Raw genomic sequence first — 26,216 nt, 5'->3', positions numbered from 1 at the left:
CGCATGACTGTTAATCATGATGTCGTAGGTTCGAGTCCTACTGCCGGAGTTGAGCAAAAGCAAAAACCAACTTGGTTTTTGCTTTTTTTGTTTTATTCACTATTTTTTGATAAGCTTGAAGAAGGGACCTTAAAAACATTTATAAGATTAAAAGGATCCTACCGAAGAATGAATACATCAAATTTTAGCTATGGTATAATGTGTTTATTATAGTTAGTAAAGCAGAAAAGGAGGAGCGGGTTTGAAAATATTGTTATATTTTGAAGGTGAGAAAATCTTAGCCAAATCAGGTATTGGTCGAGCATTAGATCACCAGAAACGAGCGCTCTCTGAAGTTGGAATAGAATATACATTAGATGCTGATTGCAGTGACTATGATATATTGCATATTAATACATATGGCGTAAATAGCCATCGTATGGTCAGAAAAGCACGTAAACTAGGAAAAAAAGTTATTTATCATGCCCATTCGACAGAAGAAGATTTTCGTAATTCCTTTATTGGGTCTAATCAACTGGCACCATTAGTAAAAAAATATCTTATCAGTTTGTATTCCAAAGCGGATCATTTAATTACACCAACACCGTATTCTAAAACATTGCTAGAAGGATATGGCATTAAAGTGCCTATTTCGGCGATCTCAAATGGTATTGATTTATCACGCTTTTATCCTTCAGAAGAAAAGGAACAAAAATTCCGAGAATATTTTAAAATAGATGAAGAGAAAAAAGTAATTATTTGTGTGGGATTATTTTTTGAACGCAAAGGAATCACTGATTTTATTGAAGTTGCGCGACAGTTACCAGAGTATCAATTTATTTGGTTTGGTGATACACCAATGTATTCTATCCCAAAAAATATCCGACAATTAGTTAAAGAAGATCATCCAGAAAATGTTATTTTCCCAGGTTATATTAAAGGAGATGTCATCGAAGGGGCCTATGCGGCAGCGAATCTCTTCTTTTTCCCTTCGCGTGAAGAAACGGAAGGAATTGTTGTCTTAGAAGCATTAGCTAGTCAGCAACAAGTTTTAGTGCGTGATATTCCAGTTTATCAAGGCTGGCTAGTAGCTAATGAAAATTGTTATATGGGTCATTCTATTGAAGAATTTAAAAAATATATTGAAGGCTTATTAGAAGGGAAAATACCTAGCACTAGAGAAGCAGGCTATCAAGTAGCAGAGCAAAGAAGTATCAAGCAAATTGGTTACGAGTTAAAAGAAGTCTACGAAACAGTCTTATCTTAACAAATATTGAAGGCAGTTATTGTTAGATGAAATGGAGGTAATGAGAGTGAAAATTGGTTTTTTTACTGATACGTATTTCCCGCAAGTGAGTGGGGTAGCGACTTCTATTAAGACCTTAAAAGATGAATTAGAAAAGCACGGCCATGAAGTGTATATTTTTACGACAACCGATCCTAACGCAACTGATTTTGAAGAAGATGTCATACGAATGCCTAGTGTGCCATTCGTATCTTTTAAAGATCGCCGAGTAGTGGTTCGCGGCATGTGGTACGCCTATTTAATTGCCAAAGAATTGGAATTAGATTTAATTCATACACATACTGAATTTGGTGCGGGTATTTTAGGGAAAATGGTTGGGAAAAAAATGAAAATCCCTGTCATCCATACGTATCATACAATGTATGAAGATTACTTACATTATATTGCTAAAGGAAAAGTTGTCCGTCCATCACATGTTAAATTCTTTTCAAGAGTGTTTACAAATCATACGACAGGTGTTGTTTGTCCCAGTGAACGTGTAATTGAAAAATTACGGGATTATGGAGTGACCGCACCAATGAGAATTATTCCAACAGGGATCGAAATTGATAAGTTTTTACGTCCCGATATTACTGAAGAAATGATCGCTGGAATGCGTCAACAACTAGGTATTGAAGAGCAACAGATTATGTTGTTATCGTTAAGTCGAATTTCTTATGAAAAAAATATTCAAGCAATTATTCAAGGGTTACCACAAATTATTGAAAAATTACCACAAACTCGTTTAGTAATAGTTGGAAATGGTCCCTATCTAGAGGATTTAAAAGAATTAGCAGAAGAACTAGAAGTCAGTGAATACGTTCAATTTACGGGTGAAGTGCCAAATGAAGAAGTCGCCATTTATTATAAAGCTGCTGACTATTTTGTCAGCGCCTCAACGTCGGAAACACAAGGCTTAACTTATACAGAAGCGATGGCTGCTGGCGTTCAATGTGTTGCAGAAGGGAACGCCTATTTAAATAATTTATTTGATCATGAAAGCTTAGGCAAAACTTTTAAGACAGACAGTGATTTTGCCCCAACATTGATTGACTATATACAAGCAAATATTAAAATGGACCAAACTATTTTAGATGAAAAATTATTTGAAATTTCTTCTACAAACTTTGGCAACAAAATGATTGAATTTTATCAAGACACATTGATTTACTTTGATCAACTTCAAATGGAAAAAGAAAATGCGGACTCAATAAAAAAAATTAAAGTAAAATTTACATCTTTAAGAAAATAAACTGCAAAACTTTCCTCCTTCGTTTATACTGAAGGAGGAAAGTTTTTTATTTTAAGAACGGAGGAAGCTACTATGTCTAAAATCGGCTTTATTGGAACAGGTGTCATGGGAAAATCAATTATTCGTAACATGATGAAAAACAATTTATCTGTCAATGTTTACAATCGAACAAAAAGTAAAACAGATGATTTAGTTGCTGAAGGAGCAGTTTGGTATGATACGCCAAAAGCAATTGCGGAAGCGAGTGATATCATTTTTACAATGGTTGGCTTTCCTTCAGATGTTGAAGGCGTGTATTTTAATGAAACAGGGATTTTTCAAGCAGATCTTACAGGTAAAATAGTAGTAGATTTAACCACAAGTACGCCGACCTTGGCTGAAAAGATTGCCAAAAAAGCAGCAGAAGTGGGTGCTCATGCGTTGGATGCGCCAGTTTCTGGTGGTGACTTAGGTGCTAAAAATGGTACTTTAACAATTATGGTTGGTGGCGATCAAGAAAGTTATGAGACCGTCTTACCAATTTTCAAAACATTTGGCAAAACGTTTATGCTACATGGCTCAGCTGGAAAAGGGCAACACACTAAGATGGCGAATCAGTTAATGATTGCAGGCACAATGACCGGGTTGACTGAAATGCTCGTTTATGCAAATGCGACAGGATTAACTTTAGAAAAAGTTCTGGAAACAGTCGGTGGTGGTAGTGCTGCGAACTGGTCATTAAGTAATTATGGACCGCGTATTTTAAAAGAAGATTATACGCCAGGCTTTTTTGTTAAACATTTTATCAAAGATTTAAAGATTGCGTTAGATGAAGCAAAAAAACTTGACCTTCCATTGCCAGCGACGCAAAAAGCGACAGAATTATATGAAAGCCTTGCAGATAAAGGGTTTGAAAATGATGGCACACAGGCCTTAATTAAGCTTTGGTGGACAGATGGCAAGCAACCAACGAATAAAAATTAAAGAACAACAAAAAAATCAAAAAAAATGACGAAAAATCATGCAAGTTAGGCAATGTTTTGTTACAATGGTACAGAACTAGTTTGCAAAAGGAGGCCCACTGATGAAACATTCACAACTTGTGGCGATTATTAAGAGACTGGAAGCAATGATCGAAGCAGCAGATAATGAAGTACAAGTACGCCGCTTTGAACGTGAAGGCGTAGAGAAATGTATTGTAAGTTTTGATAAATCAACAGAAACATTTGAATTAACAGAATCTGATACGCACCAAAGCTATCAATTCGATAACATCGATATTGTAGCAATGGAAATTTACGACTTAATTCAATAATTAATCGTCCTACATTTTAATAAGGGAGTGGAGTAGAAGCACCAAAGCTTCTGGTTCACTCTCTTCTCGTATTATCCAGTCAAGTTGTAGCAATAGCTTAGTGGGAGTTTAAGAATTATATAACAAAAATCACTGGCACTTCTCAATCAGGGGAGTGCCAGTGATGCTTTTTAGTTGCACTTCTTTCCATTTTCTGTGAAAATAGTTTGGGTATCAAAGTAATTGATCCTTTTTTTAAAAGCCTCGTCCCTTGAAAATGCGCCTTTTTTGAAATATTTGAAGAATATTTCATTAAAAATATAGAAAATTCTCTTGCATTCTTTGCTTATTTACGATATAGTTTGAACATCAAATGTTTTGATAATCAAAGTATATGGATGGTGCACAGAATGGAACCTAATTTAGAAACAGTCAACGATTACTTAGTCAGTGTCTTTAATGACATCTTAACGATTGAAGAATCTGAATTGAAAAAATCACAATTTAATGATTTATCCATTACGGAGATGCACACAATCGAAGCAATTGGTATGTACAAGAAAAAAACGTCTTCAGAAGTAGCTAAGGAACTGTCAATTACCGTCGGAACACTTACTGTAGCGATTAACAACTTAGTTAAAAAAGGCTATGTTGAACGTTTGCGTAGTGAAGATGATCGACGTGTAGTAAAGCTTGGCTTAACTAAAAAAGGAAAATTACTTTTTAGAGTCCATCAGCATTTTCATCGTGAAATGGTTAAAAACATTTTGAAAGGCATGGAGCAAGAAGAAGAACAAGCGCTGTTAAGAGCACTAAAAAATCTTCATGATTTCTTGCAAGAATACAAATAAAAAGTGAGGATCCCCATGAAGAATTATGCACGAATTAGTTGTACAAGCCGTTATGTTCCAGAGAATTGTGTCACGAATCACCAACTGAGTGAAATGATGGATACCTCTGATGAATGGATACATTCGCGAACAGGCATTAGTGAACGTCGCATCGTTACGCAAGAAAATACGTCTGATTTATGTCATCAAGTCGCAAAACAGTTATTGGAAAAATCTGGAAAGCAAGCAAGTGAGATTGACTTTATTTTAGTTGCAACAGTGACACCAGATTTCAATATGCCTTCTGTTGCTTGCCAAGTGCAAGGCGCAATTGGCGCCACTGAGGCCTTTGCTTTTGACATCAGTGCAGCGTGTTCTGGTTTTGTCTATGCCTTAAGTATGGCAGAAAAACTAGTCTTAAGTGGTCGTTATCAAACAGGTCTAGTAATTGGTGGCGAAACATTTTCCAAAATGTTGGATTGGACCGATCGCTCCACAGCGGTGCTTTTCGGTGATGGGGCTGCCGGTGTCTTGATTGAAGCGGCTGAGACACCGCATTTTCTAAATGAAAAATTACAAGCAGATGGACAACGGTGGGCGGCTTTAACGTCAGGCTACACGATCAACGAAAGTCCTTTTTATCAGGGGCATGAGCAGGCGAGTAAGACGCTACAGATGGAAGGACGTAGTATTTTTGATTTTGCGATTAAAGATGTTTCACAAAATATTTTATCCCTCGTGACGGACGAAACCGTGGATTATCTTCTACTACATCAAGCAAATGTGCGCATTATCGATAAAATTGCACGTAAGACGAAGATTTCCCGCGAGAAGTTTTTAACGAATATGGATAAATATGGCAATACCTCAGCTGCTAGCATTCCTATTTTGTTGGATGAAGCAGTTGAAAATGGGACCTTAATTTTAGGTTCCCAACAACGCGTGGTGCTAACAGGATTTGGCGGCGGCTTAACATGGGGCTCACTGCTCCTAACGCTGTAAAAAACTGTTCACATATAAATGAAGAAAATGACTATTTTGGAGGAATATACACATGGTATTTGAAAAAATTCAAGCAATTATCGTAGAAGAATTAGGAAAAGATGCTGAAGAGGTACAATTAACTACAAACATTCAAGAAGAATTAGATGCGGATAGCTTAGATTTATTCCAAATCATTAACGAAATCGAAGATGAATTTGATGTGAAAATCGAAACAGAAGATGGCATCCAAACCGTTCAAGATTTAGTAACATATGTAGAAAAACAACAAGCAAACTAATACATGAAAATAGGGGGCTGGGACATTTAATTGCTAAATGACCCAGTCCCTAAAAAAACAAGTAAATAAGCCGGAAAAATCCTTTTTTACTTGAATGAAGTGTACTTATCTTAGAACTAAAGGACGTATAAAATCAATGAATCAACAGTTATGTGAGTTGCTTGGAATTAATTATCCCATTTTTCAAGGCGGTATGGCTTGGGTAGCCGATGCTTCATTAGCAAGTGCCGTGTCAAACGCTGGTGGATTAGGGATTATTGCTGGTGGCAATGCCCCAAAAGAAGTCGTAAAAAAAGAAATTAAAAAAGTTAAAGAATTAACGGAGCAACCCTTTGGTGTCAATATTATGTTACTTTCACCTTTTGCCGATGAAATTGTCGATTTGGTTTGTGAAGAACAGGTTCCTGTCGTAACGACAGGTGCAGGCAATCCAGCCAAATACATGGCTCGTTTTAAAGAACATAACATTAAAGTAATTCCAGTAGTTCCTTCAGTTGCTTTAGCAAAAAGAATGGAAAAAATTGGTGCCGATGCTGTCATTTTTGAAGGAATGGAAGCTGGTGGACATATTGGCAAGTTAACCACTATGAGTGGCTTACCGCAAATCGTTGACGCTGTGTCAATTCCTGTGATTGCAGCAGGTGGGATTGGTGATGGTCGTGGTATGGCTGCGGCCTTTATGTTAGGTGCTGAAGCAGTCCAGTTAGGCACACGTTTTTTAATTGCCAAAGAATGCAACGTTCATCCAGATTATAAACAGAAAGTTTTAAAGGCACGTGATTTAGATGCAGTAATTACCTGCCAACATTTTGGCCATCCAGTGCGTACTTTAAAAAATAAATTAACTGCTCAATATAATCAATTAGAAAAGCAAGAACTTCAAAAAGAAGTACCTGATTTAGAAATGTTTGAAAAGATTGGTCAAGGCGCTTTGCGCAAAGCTGTCGTTGACGGGGATATGGATTACGGTTCCGTCATGGCGGGACAAATTGCCGGGTTAATAAAAAAAGAAGAAACAGCCCAAGAAATCATTGATTCACTCATGTCTGAATGCAAAGCGATTGTACATAAGATGAATCAGCGTTGGGGCTAAGTGAATAATTTTAACAAAAAATGAGGTGTCGTATGAAAACAGCGATTTTATTTAGTGGACAAGGAGCCCAGTATCAAGGGATGGGTGAAGAATTATATCACCAAGAAGCGATTGTTCGGGAAACTTTCGATGAAGCAAGTCATATCTTAGGTTATGAGATGGCAGAACTTTGTTTTACTGAAAATGAACGTTTAAATGAAACAGAATATACGCAACCTGCTATTTTAACAGTCAGTGTCGCATTTTACCGTCTTTTGCAACAAAAAGGACTAACGCCTGATGTCGTAGCGGGTTTAAGCTTAGGGGAATACAGTGCTTTGGTTGCCAGCGGGGCTTTGCGTTTTTCAGAAGCAGTGGCCTTGGTCCAAAAGCGCGGTCAGTACATGACAGAAGCAGCACCACAAGGAACTGGCAAAATGGTTGCTGTCATGAATGCTGAGCGTGAAGTAATTGAAAAAGCCTGTCAAGAAGCCAGTACTTTCGGAATTGTGGCTCCAGCAAATTATAATACACCACAACAAATCGTGATTGGTGGTGAGGTTGCTGCTGTTGATCAAGCGATGATACTTCTCAAAGAAGCTGGTGTGAAGCGAATGATTCCGTTAAATGTGAGTGGTCCTTTCCATACGGCACTGTTACAACCAGCATCAAAAAAATTGGCTCAGGATTTAGCAAAATTGAACTTTCAAACGATGCAAATTCCTGTCATTAGTAATACGACTGCCGAAATTATGCCCCAAGAGGCAATTCAAGCGTTATTGGAAAAGCAAGTCATGTCTGCGGTACGTTTTGAAGACAGTATCGAAACGATGAAGGCTATGAACGTGGGAACGATGATAGAAGTTGGTCCAGGGAAAACATTAACTGGTTTTGTTAAAAAAATTGACAAAACAATTGAAATGCACCGTGTGGAAGATGTTGCAACATTAACAGAAACGTTAACAGCACTTACTGGGAGGTAAAAAATGGAATTAACAGGAAAAAATGTATTTATTACTGGAAGCACTCGTGGGATTGGCAAAGCAGTTGCGTTGGCTTTTGCGAAAGAGGGCGCCAATATTGTTTTAAACGGTCGGAGTGAGATTACGCCAGAACAACGACAAGAAATTGAAGCCTTTGGGGTAAAATGTATTGGCCTTTCTGGAGATATTTCCGATTTTGATGCAGCAGGTGAGATGATTCAAGCAACCGTTGACCAATTAGGCTCGATTGATATTCTGGTGAATAACGCTGGGATTACGAATGATAAATTATTATTACGAATGACAAAAGAGGATTTTAATGCCTGTTTAGATATTAACTTGGTAGGAACTTTTAACATGACCCAACAAGCGGTTAAACGTATGATGAAACAACGAAGTGGCCGGATTATTAATATGGCTAGCGTTTCTGGTTTAATGGGAAATGTTGGTCAAGCAAACTACGCTGCGAGTAAAGCCGGTGTCGTTGGTTTTACTAAATCGGTGGCACGAGAAGTTGCGCCGCGCGGTATTACCTGCAATGCGATTGCACCAGGGTTTATCCAAACAGAAATGACGGATGTTTTATCGGAAAAAGTTAAAACACAAATGAATGCGCAAATTCCCTTACAAACGTTTGGGCAAGTCGAAGATGTCGCAGCTACAGCGATTTTCTTAGCTAAAAGTCCCTATATTACTGGGCAAGTCGTGAATGTTGATGGCGGCTTAGTCATGCACGGATAAACGAAAGGAGTCAAAAGGATGAATCGAGTAGTTATTACCGGTTACGGTGTCACCTCGCCGATTGGCAATGAACCTGAGACTTTTTTAGAAAGTTTGAAAACAGGGAAAAATGGTATCGGACCGATTAGTAAATTTGATGTTAGTGAAACAGGTGTCACCTTAGCAGCTGAAGTGAAAGACTTTCCAATGGAAAAATATTTTGTTAAAAAAGATGGCAAACGCATGGATAAGTTTTCGTTATTTGGCATTTATGCGGCCTTAGAAGCAATGGCTATGAGTGGCTTGGATACCAGTCAACTAGATGTGGATCGGTTTGGCGTCATGGTGGGTTCCGGGATTGGTGGTTTGGAAACAATTCAAAATCAAGTAATTCGGATGCACGACAAAGGACCTGAACGTGTGGCACCGTTATTTATTCCAATGGCGATTGGAAACATGGTGGCGGGAAATATTGCTTTACGTGTTGGTGCCAAAGGAATTTGTACTTCAACAGTGACAGCTTGTGCTAGTGCAACTCATTCAATTGGGGAAGCGTTCCGCAATATCAAACATGGCTACTCCGATGTCATTATTGCTGGTGGAGCAGAAGCGCCTATTACAGAAATCGGTATTTCAGGATTTGCTTCCTTGACCGCTTTAACAAAGGCGACTGACCCAGAAAAAGCCTCAATTCCCTTTGATAAAGAACGTAGTGGATTTGTGATGGGAGAAGGAGCGGGTGTCTTTATTTTAGAATCATTAGATCATGCTCTAGAACGAGGCGCAACTATTTTAGGTGAAGTGGTTGGCTATGGTGCTAATTGCGATGCCTATCATATGACATCACCAACACCAGATGGGAGCGGCGCAGCGAAAGCCATGGTACTAGCAATGGAAGAAGCGGGGATTTCTCCAGAAAAAATTGGCTATATTAACGCCCATGGAACAAGCACACAAGCCAATGACAGTGCAGAATCTAAAGCAATTGAATTGGCTTTAGGTGATGCCGCAAAAACGGCGTATGTAAGTAGTACAAAGAGTATGACGGGACATCTCTTAGGCGCCGCTGGTGGGATTGAAGGAATTGCTACCCTAAATGCTTTACAACATCAATTTATTCCGCCAACCATTAATGTGGAAAATCAAGATGAAGCAATTACGGTGAACGTTGTTTTAAACGAAAGCAAAGAGCATAAATTTGATTATGCTTTAAGTAACTCGCTAGGCTTTGGTGGCCACAATGCAGTTATTTGCTTAAAACGCTGGGAGGATTAACATGCAGTTAGAAGAAGTAAAAGCACTATTAACACAATTTGATCAATCAACTTTAACCGAATTTGATTTACGAGAAGGCTCGTTTGAATTATATATGAATAAAAATACAGTTTCTGGACGAAGTGCCGTAGAACCAGTGGCGCAACCACAAGAAACATCAGTAGCCGCTAATGGTGTGTCAGTGCCTGTTGAAACAGTTTCTGTCGTTGAAGAAACGCCAACTAATACACCGACAGCCAATGAAAAGACAGAAGAAATTACGTCACCCATTGTAGGAATCGTTTATTTACAACCAGCACCAGATAAAGAGAACTTTGTCAAAGTAGGAGACACTGTTAAAACGGGTGACGTTGTGTGTATCGTTGAAGCGATGAAATTAATGAATGAAATTACGGCGACAGTTGACGGTGTGATTACTGAAATATTAGTCAACAATGAAGATGTGGTTGAATTTGGTCAGCCGCTATTCCGAGTTGCTAAAGGAGAATAAAACATGAAATTAACAATTACAGAAATTCAAGAAATTTTACCACATCGCTATCCCTTTTTATTATTAGATAGTGTTGAAGAAGTCATTCCCGGGGAACGCGTTGTAGCGAAAAAGAATGTAACGGTTAATGAGCAAGTTTTTCAAGGTCATTTTCCTGGGAATCCTGTTTTGCCAGGAGTTTTAATTATTGAATCGTTGGCTCAAGCAGGCGCCGTGGCATTACTTTCAATGCCTGAATTCAAAGGGAAAACGGCATACTTTGGTGGATTAGATAAAGCAAAATTTAGACAAAAGGTAACACCAGGCGACACATTAATTTTAGAGGTTGAACTTTTAAAAGTCCGCGCTTCTGCTGGAATGGGTAAAGGTGTGGCAAAAGTTAATGGAAAAAAAGTTGCCGAGGCTGAATTAACCTTTATGATTGGATAGGTGAAAAATGTTTTCGAAAGTATTAATCGCAAACCGCGGAGAAATCGCTGTTCGTATTATTCGTGCCTGTCGCGAATTAGGCGTTCAAACAGTTGCTGTTTACTCTGAAGCGGATCAAGAAGCGTTACACACACAGTTAGCAGATGAAGCTATTTGTATTGGACCGGCGAAAGCAACTGATTCTTATTTAAATGTTCAAGCTGTTTTAAGTGCAGCGATTGTTACCAATGCTGAAGCGATTCATCCAGGGTTTGGTTTCTTATCTGAAAATAGTCAATTTGCTTCAATGTGCGAAGAATGCAACATTACTTTTATCGGTCCTAAAGCAGAAACGATTGATGCAATGGGCAATAAAATAAACGCACGTCAACTGATGCAAAAAGCCAAGGTACCTGTTATTCCTGGGAGTGATGGCGTCATTGATTCTGTCGAAGAAGCGTTGACGATTGCTGAAAAAATTGGTTACCCAGTGATGTTAAAGGCAGCTGCTGGTGGTGGCGGAAAAGGAATCCGAAAAGTTCTTTCAAAAGAAGAGTTACCGAAACACTTTACTTCAGCGCAGCAAGAAGCCAAAGCCGCATTTGGTAATGATGATATGTATTTAGAAAAAATTATTTATCCAGCACGTCATATCGAAGTGCAAATTTTAGGTGATCAATATGGGCATGTGATTCACTTAGGAGAACGTGATTGCTCACTACAAAGAAATAATCAAAAAGTGTTAGAAGAATCACCATCGATTGCTATTTCTGAAGAAAAGCGTCAGATGTTAGGCGAAACGGCCGTTCGAGCGGCACAAGCTGTGCATTATGAAAATGCCGGAACCATTGAATTTTTGATGGATCCAGCTGGCGACTTTTATTTCATGGAAATGAATACCCGCATCCAAGTCGAACATCCAGTTACGGAAATGGTAACAGGGATTGATTTAGTCAAAGCACAATTAGAAATTGCTTCAGGTGAACCTTTAGGCTATACCCAAGAGGATGTTACCATGACTGGGCATGCGATTGAGTGCCGAATTAACGCTGAAAATCCTGCCTTTAATTTTGCTCCTTCACCAGGTAAAATTCAAAATCTCTTGTTGCCTAGTGGTGGAATGGGCTTGCGTGTAGACAGCGCTATGTATTCAGGGTATTCAATTCCACCTTATTATGATTCGATGATTGCGAAAGTCATCGTACATGGTGAAAATCGTTTTGATGCCTTGATGAAAATGCAAAGGGCTTTAAATGAAATTGTAACAGAAGGTATTATTACGAATGCCGAATTCCAATTGGATTTAATTACACATGACAATGTTTTGACAGGTGACTATGACACAAGCTTTTTACAAGAAACATTTCTACCAAATTGGGAGCCAGAAAGCAATCATTAAAGAAAGAACGCCGCAAGAGCTGTGCTCTTGCCGCTAAAATACGAGGAGTAAGCAAATGGCATTATTTAAAAAGAAAAATTACATTCGCATTAATCCAAATCGTGCTGATGCAAATGATGCATCAAAGAAGCCTTCTGTTCCAGATAATATGTGGGCAAAATGCCCTTCTTGTAAGCGAACACTGTATACAAAAGAAATGGGTGCAGAAAAAATCTGTCCGCATTGTGGCTATAGTTTTCGGATTGGTGCATGGGAACGATTAGCGATAACCGTTGATGAAAAAAGTTTCCACAATTGGGACAGTGAATTAGTGACAAAAGATCCACTAAATTTTCCTGGTTATCTTGAAAAAATTGAAAAAATGCAAGAAAAAACTGGGCTAGATGAAGCTGTCTTAACGGGAGAAGCAACAATTGAAGGACAAGCTGTTGCAATAGGAATCATGGATGCTAATTTTATCATGGGCAGTATGGGAACGATTGTTGGTGAAAAAATCACACGCTTGTTTGAGCGGGCGACAGAAAAGCATTTACCAGTGGTGATTTTCACTGCATCTGGTGGAGCCCGTATGCAAGAAGGAATTTTTTCATTGATGCAAATGGCGAAAATTTCGGCCGCTTTGCAACGGCATAACAAAGCAGGCTTGCTGTATCTTACGGTATTGACTGATCCAACGACTGGCGGTGTTACCGCAAGTTTTGCGATGGATGGCGATATTATTTTGGCAGAGCCTCAGAGTTTAATCGGTTTTGCTGGCCGCCGTGTAATTGAACAAACGATTCGTCAAGAGTTGCCAGATGATTTTCAAAAGGCCGAGTTTCTTTTAGAACATGGTTTTGTAGATCAGATTGTGCCAAGAAATCTTTTGCGTCAACGATTGAGCGACTTGTTACGTTTACATTCTTTGGAAGGGTGGCGTTAACATGGAAAAGAAAACAGCCAATGATGTTGTTACCTTGGCAAGAGCCCAAGATCGTTTGACAACTTTAGAATATATAGAAGCCATTTTTGAGGACTTTTTAGAATTTCATGGGGATCGTTACTTTGCCGATGATTTAGCTGTAGTCGGTGGTGTTGCTACTTTGCAAGGGAAACCAGTTACAGTGATAGGTATCCAAAAAGGCCGAAATCTACCAGAAAATATTGAACGTAATTTTGGTTCACCTAATCCTGAAGGGTATCGCAAAGCGTTACGTTTAATGAAACAAGCGGAAAAATTTAATCGTCCAGTCATTACCTTTGTGAACACTGCTGGTGCCTATTGTGGGATTGGTGCCGAAGAGCGGGGAGAAGGGGAAGCCATTGCGCAAAACCTGTTAGAGATGTCTGATTTGAAAGTGCCAATCATTTCAGTCATCATTGGTGAGGGTGGCAGTGGCGGTGCTTTAGCTTTAGCAGTCGCAGATGAAGTTTGGATGTTGGAACACACGATTTATGCGGTTCTTTCGCCAGAAGGTTTCGCCTCTATTTTGTGGAAAGATGGCAGTCGTGCGAAAGAAGCAGCAGAATTGATGAAAATCACAGCGACAGAGCTGAAGGAATTAGCTATTGTAGATAAAGTAATTCCAGAAGTTATGAACGGTCAGCCTCTGGAACAAGCAAAAATTAATCGCATGTTACAAAAAGCGTTTATTTCAAAATTAACTGAATTAGCTAAATTAGATACGGAAACGTTACTAGAAAAAAGATACCAACGTTTTCGCAAATATTAGAAGTTACTACTCATCAACGAACTTTTCAGGGGTTGATGGGTGGCTTTTTTTATTTTTTCTTTTATTTTACTTGTTCTTTTACAAGGAACGACCGTCCTTTATAGAAATTTTCAGTAAAATGCAGTATAATACAATAGGTAGAGACTGAAGCATAATTGTTTAGTTATGTTTCAGTCTCTTAAAATCGAAGAAACTACATAGTGTCAGTGAGAGGAGTCACGATGTTTTCAAAATATAAACCGACATGGATGATTGATGCGATTTATAAAATTACCCCCGCACAATTAAAAAAACTGGGGATTAAGGCAGTACTAACTGACTTAGATAATACGTTAATTGCTTGGAATAATCCCGATGGAACAGAAGAATTAAAAACTTGGTTATTAGAAATGAAAAATGCAGGAATTACTGTCCTCGTTGTTTCAAACAACAAAGACAGCCGGATTAAACGCGTTGTTGAAAAGTTTGACTTAGATTATGTAGCACGTGCCTTGAAACCAACCGCACGTGGCTTCAAATTAGCAGAAAAAAAATTAGGCTTGAAGCCATCTGAAATGTTAATGGTCGGCGATCAGATTATGACAGATATTCGGGGAGCTAACGCAGCGGGTATACGCAATGTTTTAGTTCAACCGATTGTCGATACAGATGGCTGGAATACTAGAATCAATCGGTTCTTTGAACGGAAAATTATGAAATACTTATCAAAAAAACATCCAGAAATGACATGGAGAGGCGGATTAGAATGACAGAGGCAATTCATTGTATTGGCTGTGGTGCGATTATCCAAACGGAAAATCCTCATGAATTAGGCTATACACCAAAAACAGCTTTCGAAAAAGGAATGGAAACAGGGGAAGTTTATTGCCAACGTTGTTTTCGCTTAAGACATTATAATGACATTCAAGATGTCCAATTAACAGATGATGACTTTTTACGTTTATTGAATGGTTTAGGAACAGAAGATGCACTGATTGTGAACGTAGTGGATATTTTTGACTTTAATGGCTCTCTTATTCCAGGACTACATCGTTTTATCGGAGATAATCCTGTGTTGTTAGTTGGCAATAAAGTGGATATTTTGCCTAAATCATTAAAAAAACCTAAAATGGTTCAATGGATGAGAGAACGGGCCCATGAAGCAGGATTACGCCCTGTTGATGTTTTACTAACAAGTGGCAAGAAACCACAAGAAATGCAAGAGTTATTAGATACAATCGAAAAATATCGTGAAGGCCGAGACGTTTATGTCGTAGGTGTGACCAATGTTGGAAAATCAACATTAATCAATCAAATCATTCAACAAACAGTGGGTGTTCAAGATGTGATTACGACATCACAATTTCCTGGAACAACGCTAGATAAAATTGAAATTCCATTAGACGATGGCCACTTCTTAATCGATACGCCCGGAATTATTCACCGTCATCAAATGGCACATTACCTAGGTAAAAAAGACTTGAAAATTATTGCACCGCAAAAAGAAATCAAACCGAAAGTTTACCAATTAAATGCTGAACAAACCTTGTTTTTAGGTGGCTTGGCTCGCTTTGATTATGTCCAAGGTGCTAAAAGTTCCTTCATTGCCTACGTTTCCAATGACTTAAATTTACACCGAACAAAAACAGCAACCGCCGATGCTTTTTATGAAAAACATGTTGGTGGCTTATTGCAGCCCCCACGTGCCGATGAAGTCGCTGAGTTTCCTGAATTAGTGCGCTTTGAATTTTCCGTGAAAGAAAAAACGGATATTGTGTTTGCTGGTCTAGGTTGGATTACTGTCACAGAACCTGGTGTAGTCGCTGGTTGGGCGCCTAAAGGTGTCGATGTTTTACGTAGAAAAGCATTAATTTAAATTTTAGAGAGAAGGCAAACAATTTGAAACTTAGAGGAAAACAAAAACGTTATTTACGTAGTCAGGCACATCATTTACAACCTATTTTTCAAGTAGGCAAAGGTGGTTTGAATGACGCAATGATTACACAAATTGATGAAGCGTTGGAAAAACGTGAATTGATTAAAATTACGTTATTACAAAATACAGATGAAGTAGCAGAAGAGGTTGCAGAAGAACTAACAGCAGCCATTCATTGCGATGTGGTACAAATTATTGGTCGCGTGTTGGTCTTATTCAAGCCATCAAGTAAAGAAAAATATCAAAAAATTTCAGCAGCAGTCAAAGAGATTTAATATTGGAGGGATGAACAATGGGAGAAAAAAGACAAGCGCGTCAAGGAGCGGACGTTCTCTTGCAAGAGGAACCGTTACGTTTTCAAACAAGAAAGCAAGTCGGCTTGTTAGGTGGTAATTTTAATCCCGTTCATTTAGCACATCTTGTCATGGCCGATCAAGTTCAAAATCAACTAGGTTTGGACAAAGTTTACTTAATGCCTACGTACTTACCACCACATGTAGACGAAAAGAAAACAATTAGCAGCGAACATCGGTTAGCAATGTTAGAACTAGCGGTGTCTGATAATCCCTGCTTAGATATTGAGCCAATTGAATTAATTCGCAAAGGCAAAAGTTACACGTATGATACGATGAAAGCTTTAAAAGAAGCCAATCCAGATACTGATTATTATTTTATAATTGGTGGAGATATGGTGGAATACTTGCCCAAATGGCATCGGATTGATGACTTACTCCATTTAGTTCAATTTGTCGGCATTCGGCGTCCTAATTATCCAACGGAATCTACCTATCCAATTATTTGGGTCGATGTTCCGCAGATGGCGATTAGTTCCACTTTGATTAGACAAAAAGTCAAAAGTGGTTGCTCAACACGCTATCTTCTTCCAGAGAATGTGATAAACTATATTCAAGAGAAGGGACTGTATCAAGATGAGCTGGATAACAAATTATGATGCTGCACAACGTGAATTATTAATGCAAAAAGTTCAAATGCAAATGAGTGAACGTCGTTTTCGCCATGTGTTAGGAGTCGAGGAAACAGCTGTGGCCTTGGCAGCGAAATATGGTGCCGATGAAGCCAAAGCAAGTATTGCTGCTTTGACGCATGATTACGCCAAAGAACGTCCAAACGATGAATTCGAGTTGATTATTCGCCGAGATGGTTTTGATTTGGCTTTATTAAACTATGGCAATGAAATTTGGCATGGCTTAGTTGGGGCGGATATTGTTCAACGGGAATTAGCCATTGATGACGAAGAAATCTTGCAGGCAATTCGTGTGCATACAACTGGGGCTGCTAAGATGAGCTTGCTAGATAAAATTATTTATGTCGCAGATTACATTGAACCAGGACGTGATTTTCCAGGTGTGAAAGAAGCCCGTGAAATTGCCCTTGTTGACTTAGATGCAGCGGTTGCTTATGAGACGAAACATACCTTGTTACATTTGATTGAACAAGAACATAAAATTTATCCAAAAACGTTAGAGACCTACAATCAATGGGTCGTTAATCAAAAATAAAAGAAGAAAGAATTACTAGGAGGGAACTATCATAGATAGCCAGAAAATTTTAGAAATTGCTGTCAAAGCAGCAGATTCAAAACGAGCAGAAGAAATTGTCGCATTAGACGTAAGAGAGATTTCATTATTAGCAGATTATTTTTTAATTTGCCAAGCCAATAGTGAACGTCAAATCAATGCGATTGTTGATGAAATTAACGAACAAGAAACCAAAAATCAAGTAGAAGTCAAACGTGTGGAAGGTAAAGAAGGCGGAAAATGGATTTTAATCGATTTAGGCGATGTTATTGTCCATGTATTCCAATCTTCAGAACGTGTCTTTTACAACTTAGAAAAATTATGGTCAGATGCCCCAATGGTTGATCTAAGCGCTTGGGTCGACTAAAATGGCCTATGAAACGTTTGCTTTCGTCTATGACGAAGTGATGGACGAAAGCCTATACCAAAAATGGTTGGATTTTTCCAATCGTCATCTCCCACAAGGAACCCAACAAATTCTTGAAATGGCTTGTGGTACAGGCGCTTTAGCAGTTGATTTCGCGAAAAGTGGTTACGATGTGACGGCCTTAGACTTATCAGAAGAAATGTTGATGATTGCTAGTGAACGGGCCTTTGAAGAAGAAGTGCCAGTTCAATTTGTTCAGGGAAATATGCTAGATTTATCTGAAGTGGGACAATACCAAGCCATCACTTGTTTTTCTGATTCACTGTGCTATATGGCTAATCGCCAAGAAGTACAACAAGTGTTCGATGAAGTTTATCAAGCGTTAGAAGAGGAAGGAACGTTCATTTTTGATGTTCATTCTACTTACAAAATTGATTCAGTTTTTCCAGAATATAGCTATCATTATCAAACAGAAGAATTTGCTTTTCTATGGGATAGTTACGCTGGTGAAAAAGAACACAGCATCGAACATTTCTTAACATTTTTTGTGAAAGAACAGGAAACAGATGAGCACTTTGTTCGGTATGATGAATTGCATCAAGAACGAACCTATTCGTTAGATAACTATTTACGAATGTTAGAAAGTGCTGGTTTCATGAACGTCAAAGTTTATGCAGATTTTACAGATGAAGCACCAACTGAAACAAGTGAACGCTGGTTCTTTGTTTGTCAAAGAGATTAATAAGATTTGGCTTATGAGCTTGGGACAGCGCTTAAAAACGTTTGTCTCTTTGCTGATAAGTCCATTTTTTTATAACGGAGGTGGCTAGAGTGAAAGCCTGTGGCATTATCGTGGAATATAATCCCTTTCATAATGGACATCGCTATCATGCCCAACAAGCTCGCCAACAAAGCGGAGCTGAAGTAGTGATTGCTATAATGAGTGGAAATTTTTTACAAAGAGGAGAACCAGCCTTACTAGATAAGTGGGCCAGAGCAGAAGAAGCTTTGCAAAATGGTGTGGATTTAGTCATTGAATTGCCGACAGCTTGGTCGGTACAGTCTGCGGATTACTTTGCCAAAGGCGGTATAAAGTTATTGCAGGCGTTGCAATGTGAGAGCTTATGTTTTGGAACAGATAGTACAAGCGCAATTGATTATGCGGCTTTCGGCCAGTTTGTCCAAGAAAATCAATCCTTAATTGATCAAACGTTCCACACATTGACAGACAAACAATTGAGTTATCCACAAAAAATGACTACTGTTTTTCGTCAAGTATATCCTGAAAGCAGGTTCGATTTTTCTTCGCCTAATCATATTTTGGGAATGAGTTATGCAAAGGAAAATGCCACGTATCCAACTCCGATGACGCTCTACCCAATTGCTAGAAAACAAGCGGGCTTTCATGATGCAACGATTTCCGGGAAAGTTGCTAGCGCCACGGCGATTAGGCAAAGTGTTTTTCAACAAGAAATAACGCAAGTACTGCCAACGGTTCCTTCTATAACCGCACAACATTTACAAACACAGGCAATGATTTCATGGGAAAATTATTGGCCCTTCCTAAAGTATAAAATTGTTCAATCCTCGTTAGAAGAGTTACAAGCCATTTACCAAATGACGGAAGGACTTGAATATCGACTAAAAGATCAAATCCAAGCAGCAGGTTCTTTTCACGAATTAATGGAACGCATGAAAACGAAGCGTTATACTTGGACAAGATTGCAACGATTAGCAACCTATATATTGTTAAATATGACCAAAGAAGAAGTTGAAACTGTTTGGCAAGACAGCTATCTCCATGTGCTAGGATTTACGCCAAAGGGACAAACTTATCTAAAAGAAACCAAAGCACAGATTCAATTGCCGGTAATTTCCAAGGTATCTAAAGAAAACCGCGCAATGCTTTCGTTAGATATTCGCGCTAATCAACTATATCAGATGGGAGATTCTTCTTTAAAAGAACAAAATTTTGGTCGGTTTCCCTTACGATTTTCGCCAGATACCTAAAAAATACTTAACAAAAATCAGTTTCCCCAGTATAATAAACAAGGGATAAGATACTAACAACAAATCAGAGAAAGCGAAGTGAGAATATGGGCCGTAAATGGGCAAATATTAAAGAGAAAAAAGCTGCCAAAGACGCAAACAATAGCCGTGTTTATGCAAAATTCGGGATTGAAATTTACGTAGCAGCGAAGTCAGGAGACCCTGATCCTCATGCAAACCAAAAATTACGGTTTGTAATCGAACGCGCCAAAACATACAATGTACCAAAACATATTATTGATCGCGCTATTGAAAAAGCAAAAGGTTCAGCAGATGAACAATATTCTGAATTACGCTATGAAGGATTTGGGCCAAATGGTTCAATGGTCATTGTTGATGCTTTAACAAACAACGTGAACCGAACAGCAGCAGATGTGCGGGCCGCATTTGGTAAAAACGGCGGAAACATGGGTGTCAGCGGTGCTGTTTCCTACATGTTTGATAATACAGGTATCATTGGCTTTGCTGGTGACGATGCGGATGAAATTTTAGAATACTTAATGGAAAAAGACATTGATGTTCGCGATGTTGTTGAAGAAGACGGTCAAATTATCGTTTACACAGAACCAGAAGATTTCCACCATGCACAAGAAGCGTTAAAAGAAAAAGGCATTGAAGAATTCACGGTTACTGAGTTAGAAATGGTTCCACAAAACGAAGTAACATTAGAAGGCGACGATTTAGCGAACTTTGAAAAAATGTTAGACGTTTTAGAAGATTTAGAAGATGTTCAAAAAGTCCATCATAATGTAGATTTACCTGAATAATCCATTTGTTCGTTTGTTTTAAGATTTAGAAAGTGAGCCATCGGTCATTTTGACTGATGGCTCACTTTTTTTCATATAATACATAGAAAAAAGAAAGTTGATTGATAGGTCCATGTGACACAAAGCATTCAATGACAGGATTAACTTTTGTCTGTTCCATAAATATTTGTCTAAACAGTTGAATTAATAGTACAATAGTCTAGTAAGATAGATCATTGAACGGGGTGAATAGGCGTGAAAAAGGGAATGCTAGCGTTTTTTGTCGGGCTAGCGGTTTTATCATTAACTGCTTGTCGGGAACCAAAAGAAAAGAAAGTAACCGCTTCAACGGAGGCATCCTCTAAAGTTGAAGAGACGAATGAAAAAACGAGTGAAACAATTGATAAGACAAATGAACAAGCGAGTAGCAGTATCGAGTCTAACGAATCAGTGAAAAGTGAAGAGTCTGCAGCTGATGAAAACAACAGTCAGCTAACCACAGCTGATTTAGATACTACAGCGATTAATGCTGGCGATTTTACTACTTTAGTTGGAACATGGAAAAATGGTAAAGGAGAGAGTTTGATCATTCATCCTGATGGTAGTACAAATACCGGAGGAATGATTACGAAGGATTCACCTACTGATGAGTCGCGACCAATTACAAGCTTAAGTATTAGGTGGGGGCCTACTGGTGCTGCGTTATTATTATATAAAATTGGTGTTGAAAATCCTAACGGCGACCAATCGGATAAGACGAAACCACGATTGTTAATTACTCAAGATAGTGGAAATTATCCTGCGGAAGAGTATTACTATCGTTCTTCTGAAGAGGAAAATCAAGACCAAAATGAAGAGGCAAAAATCATCGATACACAAGAAAAAGCAGAGACATATATTAGAAAGACACTGACTGATGCAGAAAATAATGATACGAACCTTGGATTTTTGGGTATGAATGGAAATGACTTCTTTTTTAGAGCCCAATCGAAACAGATGGTTGCAAATGGAGGGACAGGAACTGTCGGTTTTTACAGAGTATCACCACAAGGAACAGTCAGAATAACGGATGCACGAGGCAACTAAAGATAGTCTCGTGGCAATCTATTTAATTCCTATAAAAGTAGCAAAATAAGAATGAAATGATCACAAAATCTTCACATTTAGTTTGTAAGATATAAGCATATCAACAAACAACCTTAACAACACAAAACACTTTTTCATTTTTAACTCCTTTCCCGTCCTTACCCAAAGGGCGGGTCTTTTTTTGTGTAAAACTATTCGCTCAAGATACCAAAAAGCCAGCTTGTAGTAAGCTGGCTTTTAACTCTTTACATGTTGGCGCTTGTAGACACGAGATAATATTAAGGTGTTGGAACAGTTGGTGAATAGTTCGTTTTTCGACCATAAAGTTCTTGTGTCGCCGCCGAGATATACGCAGATGAATCTTTTCCTGGGAGGTTATACATTAGATAAATACCATATTGCTCCGCTTTTGTACGTTTAGCATATTGCGCAGCTAGATTTTGATTGACACCAACTTCAACGGCAGAAGCACCTAAACGAGAAGCAGGCATCCCCGCAATTTGTGGCGGATTCCAGGTACTATAATAAGGATTCCAAGCATAATCAATTAAAGAACTCATTTGAGGATTAGCAGAAGAGTTCGCAGCCGCTGGTCCAATATTATAAAAAGTAATTAATTTATCATTGCCTAAGCGATTTCTTAAGGCTTGAAGTAACCAAATGAACGAAGAATTATTTGGTTGAGGCGTCCCATTTTTTCCGTATTCAGCATACTCATCATCAAAATCAATACCATCTAAATGATACGTATTAACGACTTGTTCTAATTGAGCTGCAAAGGCATCCGCACTTTCGTAAGTTGGGAAGTTAGCAAAGCCAGCGCCTTCATGGTTGCCTAAAATAGACAATAGGACTTTAGTGCCGCGTGCTTGAACTGGACGAATTTGTGTTTCAGCTTCGTTTAAAGTTTGTTGGACCCGTTCATTTAGATATAAGTAAGGTTTTTTATTGACCGTATCATAATTAATATTGGCTGCAAAAATAATCCCCATATCAAAAGCAGGTTGATTGGTTCCAGCTAAAGTATATTTTCCCACATTGTTAAAATCGTGGTTGTTTACTTCTACATACATGACTGTTTTAGGTGTAACAGTTGATGCTGCTTGTACTTCAAATGCAGGTAGTGCAAACAGTAACCCACCGACTAAAAGGATCAAACTTAAAAAAGTTGAAATAATCCCTGTTTTCTTGTTAAAAAAATGAGTGCTCAATTGATGCCCCATAACTTTCTCCTCCTATAAAATAAATATTATTTGTAAGCGCTAACAAAGATATGTTATCATTTTTATAATTTAAACACAAGAAGAAGAGAACAAAAGTGAGCAAATCCACAGAATATAAAAGCGTCCTTCGCAAAATGGTCTTGCGAAGGACGCTCTTTTACCAATCAAAGAGTAAGGCATAGCCTAAAGAAAGCAGCTCTCGACCAAAATTTTTGATATCTTTTGGAAAAGAAGAAGCCGCAGTGATGCCTGAAACATTTGAGATGCCTGCTCGCTTGGCTAAAAGTTGCGAGCGGTACATGTGAAAGTCACTAGTAACAATCACTAGCCGTTTAAAAGAAAGGAGTTTTTGTGAATTGACAATATTTTCTTTGGTGCGTGTGGCACGATTTTCTAAGAGAATCTGTTTTTCTGGAACACCTTTATTTAGCAAGTATTGTTTCATAACCGCGGCTTCCGTAGCCGGCTCATCTGCTCCTTGCCCTCCGCTAACAATAACGGGTGTCTCGGGGTGTTGTTTAATATAGGGGATAGCCACATCTAACCGAGCTTGCAAAACACGGCTGGGCAGTGCGGTTTCTTTAGACGTCCCTAAAACACGGGCCCCTAAAATTAAAATAGCATCTGGTTTATCGGTGGGTTGCGTATTTTTGCCAGTAAAAATAAGTAGACCTAAAATCAAAAGAATACAAAAGCCAAAACTGACAATGGATAAACTTGTTATTTTTAACCAATGCATGAAACATCCCTCCTTGTAATGTTAGTGTATACGAAGTACCATAGAAAAAGCGATAGAAAACAAAAGACTTATAAAAAAATCTATGTTTTAATAGAAACTTTTGAAGAGAGGGAGCGAGTGAATGCGTACAGAAGAAGAAATGTTTCAACTTATTATGGATGTAGCAAAACAAGAAGAACACATTCGAGCTGTGGGAATGGTGGGGTCTCGCACGAATGTGAAAGCGCCAAAAGATAGTTTTCAAGATTTCGACATTGTTTATATTGTAGAACCATGTGCTGAGTTTTTTGAAACAGCAACGTGGATAGCAAAATTTGGACAACCATTAATTATGCAACGTCCCAAGGAAATGACCTTATTTCCCACAGAACCGAAGACGCGGGAAACATTTTTAATGTTATTTGAAGATGGTCAACGTATCGATTTAACGTTGTGTCCTCTCGCAGAAAAAGACAATTGGCATGAAGGCGATTCTTTAGCAATTATCTTGTTAGACAAAGATGAAAATTTGCCGCCTTTACCTGTAGCATCTGATAAAAATTATACAGTAACAGTTCCGAATCAGCAGCAGTTTAACGATTGTTGCAATGAATTTTGGTGGGTTAGTACGTATGTAGTTAAGGGGCTTTGTCGGAATGAACTATTTTACGCTGTCACACATCTCTATGAATATTGTCAGCAGGAACTGTTGCGCTTGCTTTCTTGGCAAGCGGCTTGGCAGGAACCGGAGCCAATTTCTGTTGGGAAACAATTTAAGTATCTGAAAAATTATGTCACTCCTGACACGATGGATCAATTAGCATCGTTGCTGGATTTTTCTAGTAAAGAAGCTTGTTGGAACAGCTTAATAAAGACACAAGCCTTTTTTGACGTCGTCGCTCAGGATTTTGCTAAAATGGCCCAGTTTACGTATCATTTACAAGAAGCAAAAAAAGTCACAGAGTATACAAATTCTTTAAGATTAAAGGATTTACAAGGAAAATAAGCTGAAAACAACGTAAAAATAGTGTATAATTGAAAAAATTAATCTGCGAGAGAAAGGGAACTTTTTTTGATTGTAGATCTCCGCAGTTGTTTGTTGCCTAGTCTCTAAGAAATAAACCTAAAATTATTCATATAAAGGATGAACAAATGAAAAAAGAAGAAATGCAAATGCGTAATACACGTCGTCAAAAATCAGGAAAAAATAATAAAAAGAAAGTAATTATTACTTCTTTGGTTGGACTGGCTCTGGTTGCTGGGGGCAGCTATGTTTATTTTCAAAGTCACTTTTTACCAACCACAAAAGTAAATGGAGTTTCTGTAGGCTGGTTAAATGTAAATGCCGCAGAAGAAAAATTAGCGCAAGTGAATCAAACCGAAGAAGTTGTGGTTCAAACGGGGACAAAAGAAGAAAAAATTCAACTTCCTAAAAAATACCAATTGGATCAAAAATTTTTAAAAGACCATTTACACAGTAGCAAGGTGAAGCTACCGTTAAACGAGGCATTCAAAAAAGAACTAGAAGCTAAATTAGCGACTTTAAGTTTTCCAGAGGGGAAACCAAGCAAAAATGCGAGTATCCGTCGAGGCAATGGCACTTTTGAAATTGTTCCTGAAGAACAAGGCACAGTAGTGGACACACAGCGCTTAAATCAGCAGATTATTGCGGATGTTGAAGCGGGAAAAGGCAACTATCAATATAATGCCAAAGATTTTTATAAAGCCCCTGAAATTACAAAAGAGGATCAAACGTTAAAGGCAACATTGACAACGCTCAATAACAAGTTAAATAAAACAATTACAGTTGATATTAATGGTGAAAAAGTAGCCTTTGATAAAACACAAATTCAAAACGTGCTGAATGATGATGGTACAATCAACAAAGAAAAACTAACTACTTGGGTGACACAATTAGAAACAACATATGGTTCTGCTAATCAACCAGTTTTATTTACAGATGTTCACGGCACGACACGTCGTTTTAAAAACAACGGAAGTTATGGCTGGTCGATTGATGGGGCCAAAACACAAGAACTACTAGTAAACGCGCTGAATAGCCAAGAACAAACGAATGCAATCACTGCTCCGTTGGTTGGCGATACCAAAGAAAATAGTAAAATAGCCAATAATTATATTGAAATTGATTTAAAAGATCAAAAAATGTATTGTTTCATTGATGGCAAAAAAATAGTCACCACAGATGTCATTACTGGCAGATATAACAAAGGAACCGCAACAGTACCAGGATTCCATACAATTTTATATCGGACAACCGATGTGAATTTAGAAGGTCAAATGCTTGATGGTTCTCGATACAGTGTGCCAGTAAAATATTGGATGCCGTTATTAAGTCAAGGGGGCGTTGTCACACAAATCGGGATTCATGACTCCGACCATAAATTGGATAAGTATGGCGATAAAGAAGCCTTTAAAACCGATGCTGGTAGTAATGGCTGTATCAATACGCCAGGAACAGAAGTTTCAAAAATCTTTGATGTATCCTATGACGGAATGCCGGTAATTATTTACGGACATATCTATGATGATGCACCAGGTGAATTTGATAAACCTGTAGATTACGGCGAAGAAGTATAAAAAGAGATATTAGGCA

At 38.3% G+C, this 26,216-nt stretch carries 30 protein-coding genes and 1 tRNA gene (1 of these 31 only partly in view); 29 read left to right on the top strand and 2 right to left on the bottom strand.

Features of this window, described 5'->3' with window-relative positions; translation table 11 throughout:
* From IGJ03_RS10610 to IGJ03_RS10480, 27 genes are all read left to right on the top strand, one after another.
* Positions 1-49, top strand: a tRNA-Asn gene (locus IGJ03_RS10610) (it extends 25 nt beyond the left edge of the window).
* Between the two features lie 192 nt (positions 50-241).
* Positions 242-1,246, top strand: coding sequence for a cell wall glycolipid biosynthesis glucosyltransferase BgsA (bgsA, locus tag IGJ03_RS10605; RefSeq protein ID WP_002359375.1), 1,005 nt, complete (start codon positions 242-244; stop codon positions 1,244-1,246).
* A gap of 46 nt (positions 1,247-1,292) precedes the next feature.
* On the top strand, positions 1,293-2,516 hold the full coding sequence (gene bgsB / locus IGJ03_RS10600; protein WP_002389260.1) for a cell wall glycolipid biosynthesis glucosyltransferase BgsB: 1,224 nt from the start codon (positions 1,293-1,295) through the stop codon (positions 2,514-2,516).
* 72 nt (positions 2,517-2,588) lie between these two features.
* On the top strand, positions 2,589-3,479 hold the full coding sequence (locus IGJ03_RS10595; RefSeq protein ID WP_002359377.1) for an NAD(P)-dependent oxidoreductase: 891 nt from the start codon (positions 2,589-2,591) through the stop codon (positions 3,477-3,479).
* 100 nt (positions 3,480-3,579) lie between these two features.
* On the top strand, positions 3,580-3,810 hold the full coding sequence (locus IGJ03_RS10590; RefSeq protein ID WP_002379802.1) for a YkuJ family protein: 231 nt from the start codon (positions 3,580-3,582) through the stop codon (positions 3,808-3,810).
* A gap of 389 nt (positions 3,811-4,199) precedes the next feature.
* Positions 4,200-4,640: a fatty acid biosynthesis transcriptional regulator FabT gene (gene fabT / locus IGJ03_RS10585; protein ID WP_002362455.1), complete on the top strand. Its 441-nt coding sequence runs from the start codon at positions 4,200-4,202 to the stop codon at positions 4,638-4,640.
* 15 nt (positions 4,641-4,655) lie between these two features.
* On the top strand, positions 4,656-5,621 hold the full coding sequence (locus IGJ03_RS10580) for a beta-ketoacyl-ACP synthase III (RefSeq protein WP_002359378.1): 966 nt from the start codon (positions 4,656-4,658) through the stop codon (positions 5,619-5,621).
* Between the two features lie 52 nt (positions 5,622-5,673).
* Positions 5,674-5,901, top strand: a complete 228-nt coding sequence (locus tag IGJ03_RS10575; protein ID WP_002356278.1) for an acyl carrier protein — start codon at positions 5,674-5,676, stop codon at positions 5,899-5,901.
* Between the two features lie 136 nt (positions 5,902-6,037).
* On the top strand, positions 6,038-6,994 hold the full coding sequence (gene fabK / locus IGJ03_RS10570; protein ID WP_002356279.1) for an enoyl-[acyl-carrier-protein] reductase FabK: 957 nt from the start codon (positions 6,038-6,040) through the stop codon (positions 6,992-6,994).
* A 32-nt stretch (positions 6,995-7,026) separates the two neighbouring features.
* Complete coding sequence (gene fabD / locus IGJ03_RS10565) at positions 7,027-7,956, top strand: ACP S-malonyltransferase (protein WP_153854203.1); 930 nt, start codon at positions 7,027-7,029, stop codon at positions 7,954-7,956.
* A 3-nt stretch (positions 7,957-7,959) separates the two neighbouring features.
* Positions 7,960-8,697 (top strand): 3-oxoacyl-[acyl-carrier-protein] reductase, encoded by a 738-nt coding sequence (gene fabG, locus IGJ03_RS10560; protein WP_002356283.1) that lies wholly within the window; start codon positions 7,960-7,962, stop codon positions 8,695-8,697.
* 18 nt (positions 8,698-8,715) lie between these two features.
* Positions 8,716-9,951 carry a beta-ketoacyl-ACP synthase II gene (gene fabF, locus IGJ03_RS10555; RefSeq protein ID WP_002356284.1) on the top strand — a complete coding sequence of 412 codons (1,236 nt, stop codon included), beginning with the start codon at positions 8,716-8,718 and terminating at the stop codon, positions 9,949-9,951.
* Between the two features lies 1 nt (position 9,952).
* Positions 9,953-10,441: an acetyl-CoA carboxylase biotin carboxyl carrier protein gene (gene accB / locus IGJ03_RS10550; protein ID WP_010777912.1), complete on the top strand. Its 489-nt coding sequence runs from the start codon at positions 9,953-9,955 to the stop codon at positions 10,439-10,441.
* 3 nt (positions 10,442-10,444) lie between these two features.
* A complete protein-coding gene (fabZ, locus tag IGJ03_RS10545) occupies positions 10,445-10,870 on the top strand; it encodes a 3-hydroxyacyl-ACP dehydratase FabZ (RefSeq protein ID WP_002356286.1) in 426 nt (141 codons plus the stop codon).
* A gap of 7 nt (positions 10,871-10,877) precedes the next feature.
* Positions 10,878-12,248 carry an acetyl-CoA carboxylase biotin carboxylase subunit gene (locus IGJ03_RS10540; RefSeq protein ID WP_002373903.1) on the top strand — a complete coding sequence of 457 codons (1,371 nt, stop codon included), beginning with the start codon at positions 10,878-10,880 and terminating at the stop codon, positions 12,246-12,248.
* Positions 12,249-12,303: 55 nt separating this feature from the next.
* Complete coding sequence (gene accD / locus IGJ03_RS10535; RefSeq protein WP_002356293.1) at positions 12,304-13,170, top strand: acetyl-CoA carboxylase, carboxyltransferase subunit beta; 867 nt, start codon at positions 12,304-12,306, stop codon at positions 13,168-13,170.
* Between the two features lies 1 nt (position 13,171).
* Positions 13,172-13,960 carry an acetyl-CoA carboxylase carboxyl transferase subunit alpha gene (locus tag IGJ03_RS10530; RefSeq protein ID WP_002367302.1) on the top strand — a complete coding sequence of 263 codons (789 nt, stop codon included), beginning with the start codon at positions 13,172-13,174 and terminating at the stop codon, positions 13,958-13,960.
* A gap of 221 nt (positions 13,961-14,181) precedes the next feature.
* Complete coding sequence (locus IGJ03_RS10525; RefSeq protein WP_002356296.1) at positions 14,182-14,709, top strand: YqeG family HAD IIIA-type phosphatase; 528 nt, start codon at positions 14,182-14,184, stop codon at positions 14,707-14,709.
* A complete protein-coding gene (yqeH, locus tag IGJ03_RS10520) occupies positions 14,706-15,815 on the top strand; it encodes a ribosome biogenesis GTPase YqeH (protein ID WP_002381381.1) in 1,110 nt (369 codons plus the stop codon). The genes IGJ03_RS10525 and yqeH overlap by 4 nt, the downstream gene beginning before the upstream one ends.
* Before the next feature lie 23 nt (positions 15,816-15,838).
* The gene (gene yhbY / locus IGJ03_RS10515; RefSeq protein ID WP_002356298.1) at positions 15,839-16,150 is read left to right on the top strand and encodes a ribosome assembly RNA-binding protein YhbY; all 312 of its coding nucleotides are present in this window, start codon (positions 15,839-15,841) and stop codon (positions 16,148-16,150) included.
* Positions 16,151-16,167: 17 nt separating this feature from the next.
* Complete coding sequence (locus tag IGJ03_RS10510) at positions 16,168-16,827, top strand: nicotinate-nucleotide adenylyltransferase (protein ID WP_002379799.1); 660 nt, start codon at positions 16,168-16,170, stop codon at positions 16,825-16,827.
* Positions 16,805-17,395 (top strand): bis(5'-nucleosyl)-tetraphosphatase (symmetrical) YqeK, encoded by a 591-nt coding sequence (gene yqeK / locus IGJ03_RS10505; RefSeq protein WP_002356300.1) that lies wholly within the window; start codon positions 16,805-16,807, stop codon positions 17,393-17,395. Before IGJ03_RS10510 ends, yqeK begins: the two co-directional genes overlap by 23 nt.
* 46 nt (positions 17,396-17,441) lie before the next feature.
* A complete protein-coding gene (rsfS, locus tag IGJ03_RS10500) occupies positions 17,442-17,780 on the top strand; it encodes a ribosome silencing factor (RefSeq protein ID WP_438711166.1) in 339 nt (112 codons plus the stop codon).
* A 1-nt stretch (position 17,781) separates the two neighbouring features.
* The gene (locus tag IGJ03_RS10495; RefSeq protein WP_002356302.1) at positions 17,782-18,522 is read left to right on the top strand and encodes a class I SAM-dependent DNA methyltransferase; all 741 of its coding nucleotides are present in this window, start codon (positions 17,782-17,784) and stop codon (positions 18,520-18,522) included.
* Between the two features lie 80 nt (positions 18,523-18,602).
* Complete coding sequence (locus tag IGJ03_RS10490; protein ID WP_375804883.1) at positions 18,603-19,790, top strand: nucleotidyltransferase; 1,188 nt, start codon at positions 18,603-18,605, stop codon at positions 19,788-19,790.
* Between the two features lie 86 nt (positions 19,791-19,876).
* Positions 19,877-20,596, top strand: coding sequence for a YebC/PmpR family DNA-binding transcriptional regulator (locus IGJ03_RS10485; RefSeq protein ID WP_002356305.1), 720 nt, complete (start codon positions 19,877-19,879; stop codon positions 20,594-20,596).
* 234 nt (positions 20,597-20,830) lie between these two features.
* Positions 20,831-21,661 (top strand): DUF6287 domain-containing protein, encoded by an 831-nt coding sequence (locus IGJ03_RS10480; protein WP_375804882.1) that lies wholly within the window; start codon positions 20,831-20,833, stop codon positions 21,659-21,661.
* Between the two features lie 278 nt (positions 21,662-21,939).
* Here the strand turns inward: IGJ03_RS10480 and IGJ03_RS10475 are convergent, their stop codons facing one another.
* Both IGJ03_RS10475 and IGJ03_RS10470 read right to left on the bottom strand, forming a co-directional pair.
* The gene (locus IGJ03_RS10475; RefSeq protein ID WP_002382461.1) at positions 21,940-22,884 is read right to left on the bottom strand and encodes an endo-beta-N-acetylglucosaminidase; all 945 of its coding nucleotides are present in this window, start codon (positions 22,882-22,884) and stop codon (positions 21,940-21,942) included.
* A gap of 157 nt (positions 22,885-23,041) precedes the next feature.
* The gene (locus IGJ03_RS10470; RefSeq protein WP_002359392.1) at positions 23,042-23,623 is read right to left on the bottom strand and encodes a YdcF family protein; all 582 of its coding nucleotides are present in this window, start codon (positions 23,621-23,623) and stop codon (positions 23,042-23,044) included.
* Positions 23,624-23,744: 121 nt separating this feature from the next.
* Between IGJ03_RS10470 and IGJ03_RS10465 the strand changes: the two genes are divergently transcribed.
* Positions 23,745-24,608, top strand: a complete 864-nt coding sequence (locus IGJ03_RS10465; RefSeq protein ID WP_002356309.1) for an aminoglycoside 6-adenylyltransferase — start codon at positions 23,745-23,747, stop codon at positions 24,606-24,608.
* Between the two features lie 146 nt (positions 24,609-24,754).
* Positions 24,755-26,200, top strand: a complete 1,446-nt coding sequence (locus IGJ03_RS10460) for a L,D-transpeptidase family protein (protein ID WP_002370561.1) — start codon at positions 24,755-24,757, stop codon at positions 26,198-26,200.
* The last annotated feature ends 16 nt before the right edge of the window (positions 26,201-26,216 follow it).

It is taken from the genome of Enterococcus sp. DIV1315a (genome assembly GCF_051712325.1).
GTDB classification, from domain to species: Bacteria; Bacillota; Bacilli; order Lactobacillales; family Enterococcaceae; genus Enterococcus; species Enterococcus faecalis.
The sequence above is the reverse complement of the archived record's forward strand: the minus strand, read 5'-3'. Positions and strand labels throughout refer to the sequence as shown.

What these genes read in the sequence shown, in the direction of transcription:
- fabF (WP_002356284.1), top strand. Translation starts at nt 8,716, where the DNA reads ATGAATCGAGTAGTTATTACCGGTTACGGTGTCACCTCGCCGATTGGC.
- fabK (WP_002356279.1), top strand. Translation starts at nt 6,038, where the DNA reads ATGAATCAACAGTTATGTGAGTTGCTTGGAATTAATTATCCCATTTTT.
- fabG (WP_002356283.1), top strand. Translation starts at nt 7,960, where the DNA reads ATGGAATTAACAGGAAAAAATGTATTTATTACTGGAAGCACTCGTGGG.
- IGJ03_RS10495 (WP_002356302.1), top strand. Translation starts at nt 17,782, where the DNA reads ATGGCCTATGAAACGTTTGCTTTCGTCTATGACGAAGTGATGGACGAA.
- fabD (WP_153854203.1), top strand. Translation starts at nt 7,027, where the DNA reads ATGAAAACAGCGATTTTATTTAGTGGACAAGGAGCCCAGTATCAAGGG.
- IGJ03_RS10475 (WP_002382461.1), bottom strand. Translation starts at nt 22,884, where the DNA reads ATGGGGCATCAATTGAGCACTCATTTTTTTAACAAGAAAACAGGGATT.
- IGJ03_RS10465 (WP_002356309.1), top strand. Translation starts at nt 23,745, where the DNA reads ATGCGTACAGAAGAAGAAATGTTTCAACTTATTATGGATGTAGCAAAA.
- IGJ03_RS10460 (WP_002370561.1), top strand. Translation starts at nt 24,755, where the DNA reads ATGAAAAAAGAAGAAATGCAAATGCGTAATACACGTCGTCAAAAATCA.
- IGJ03_RS10590 (WP_002379802.1), top strand. Translation starts at nt 3,580, where the DNA reads ATGAAACATTCACAACTTGTGGCGATTATTAAGAGACTGGAAGCAATG.
- IGJ03_RS10470 (WP_002359392.1), bottom strand. Translation starts at nt 23,623, where the DNA reads ATGCATTGGTTAAAAATAACAAGTTTATCCATTGTCAGTTTTGGCTTT.
- fabZ (WP_002356286.1), top strand. Translation starts at nt 10,445, where the DNA reads ATGAAATTAACAATTACAGAAATTCAAGAAATTTTACCACATCGCTAT.
- IGJ03_RS10485 (WP_002356305.1), top strand. Translation starts at nt 19,877, where the DNA reads ATGGGCCGTAAATGGGCAAATATTAAAGAGAAAAAAGCTGCCAAAGAC.
- IGJ03_RS10595 (WP_002359377.1), top strand. Translation starts at nt 2,589, where the DNA reads ATGTCTAAAATCGGCTTTATTGGAACAGGTGTCATGGGAAAATCAATT.
- accD (WP_002356293.1), top strand. Translation starts at nt 12,304, where the DNA reads ATGGCATTATTTAAAAAGAAAAATTACATTCGCATTAATCCAAATCGT.
- yqeK (WP_002356300.1), top strand. Translation starts at nt 16,805, where the DNA reads ATGAGCTGGATAACAAATTATGATGCTGCACAACGTGAATTATTAATG.
- accB (WP_010777912.1), top strand. Translation starts at nt 9,953, where the DNA reads ATGCAGTTAGAAGAAGTAAAAGCACTATTAACACAATTTGATCAATCA.
- IGJ03_RS10525 (WP_002356296.1), top strand. Translation starts at nt 14,182, where the DNA reads ATGTTTTCAAAATATAAACCGACATGGATGATTGATGCGATTTATAAA.
- IGJ03_RS10575 (WP_002356278.1), top strand. Translation starts at nt 5,674, where the DNA reads ATGGTATTTGAAAAAATTCAAGCAATTATCGTAGAAGAATTAGGAAAA.
- IGJ03_RS10530 (WP_002367302.1), top strand. Translation starts at nt 13,172, where the DNA reads ATGGAAAAGAAAACAGCCAATGATGTTGTTACCTTGGCAAGAGCCCAA.
- fabT (WP_002362455.1), top strand. Translation starts at nt 4,200, where the DNA reads ATGGAACCTAATTTAGAAACAGTCAACGATTACTTAGTCAGTGTCTTT.
- yqeH (WP_002381381.1), top strand. Translation starts at nt 14,706, where the DNA reads ATGACAGAGGCAATTCATTGTATTGGCTGTGGTGCGATTATCCAAACG.
- IGJ03_RS10580 (WP_002359378.1), top strand. Translation starts at nt 4,656, where the DNA reads ATGAAGAATTATGCACGAATTAGTTGTACAAGCCGTTATGTTCCAGAG.
- IGJ03_RS10540 (WP_002373903.1), top strand. Translation starts at nt 10,878, where the DNA reads ATGTTTTCGAAAGTATTAATCGCAAACCGCGGAGAAATCGCTGTTCGT.
- IGJ03_RS10510 (WP_002379799.1), top strand. Translation starts at nt 16,168, where the DNA reads ATGGGAGAAAAAAGACAAGCGCGTCAAGGAGCGGACGTTCTCTTGCAA.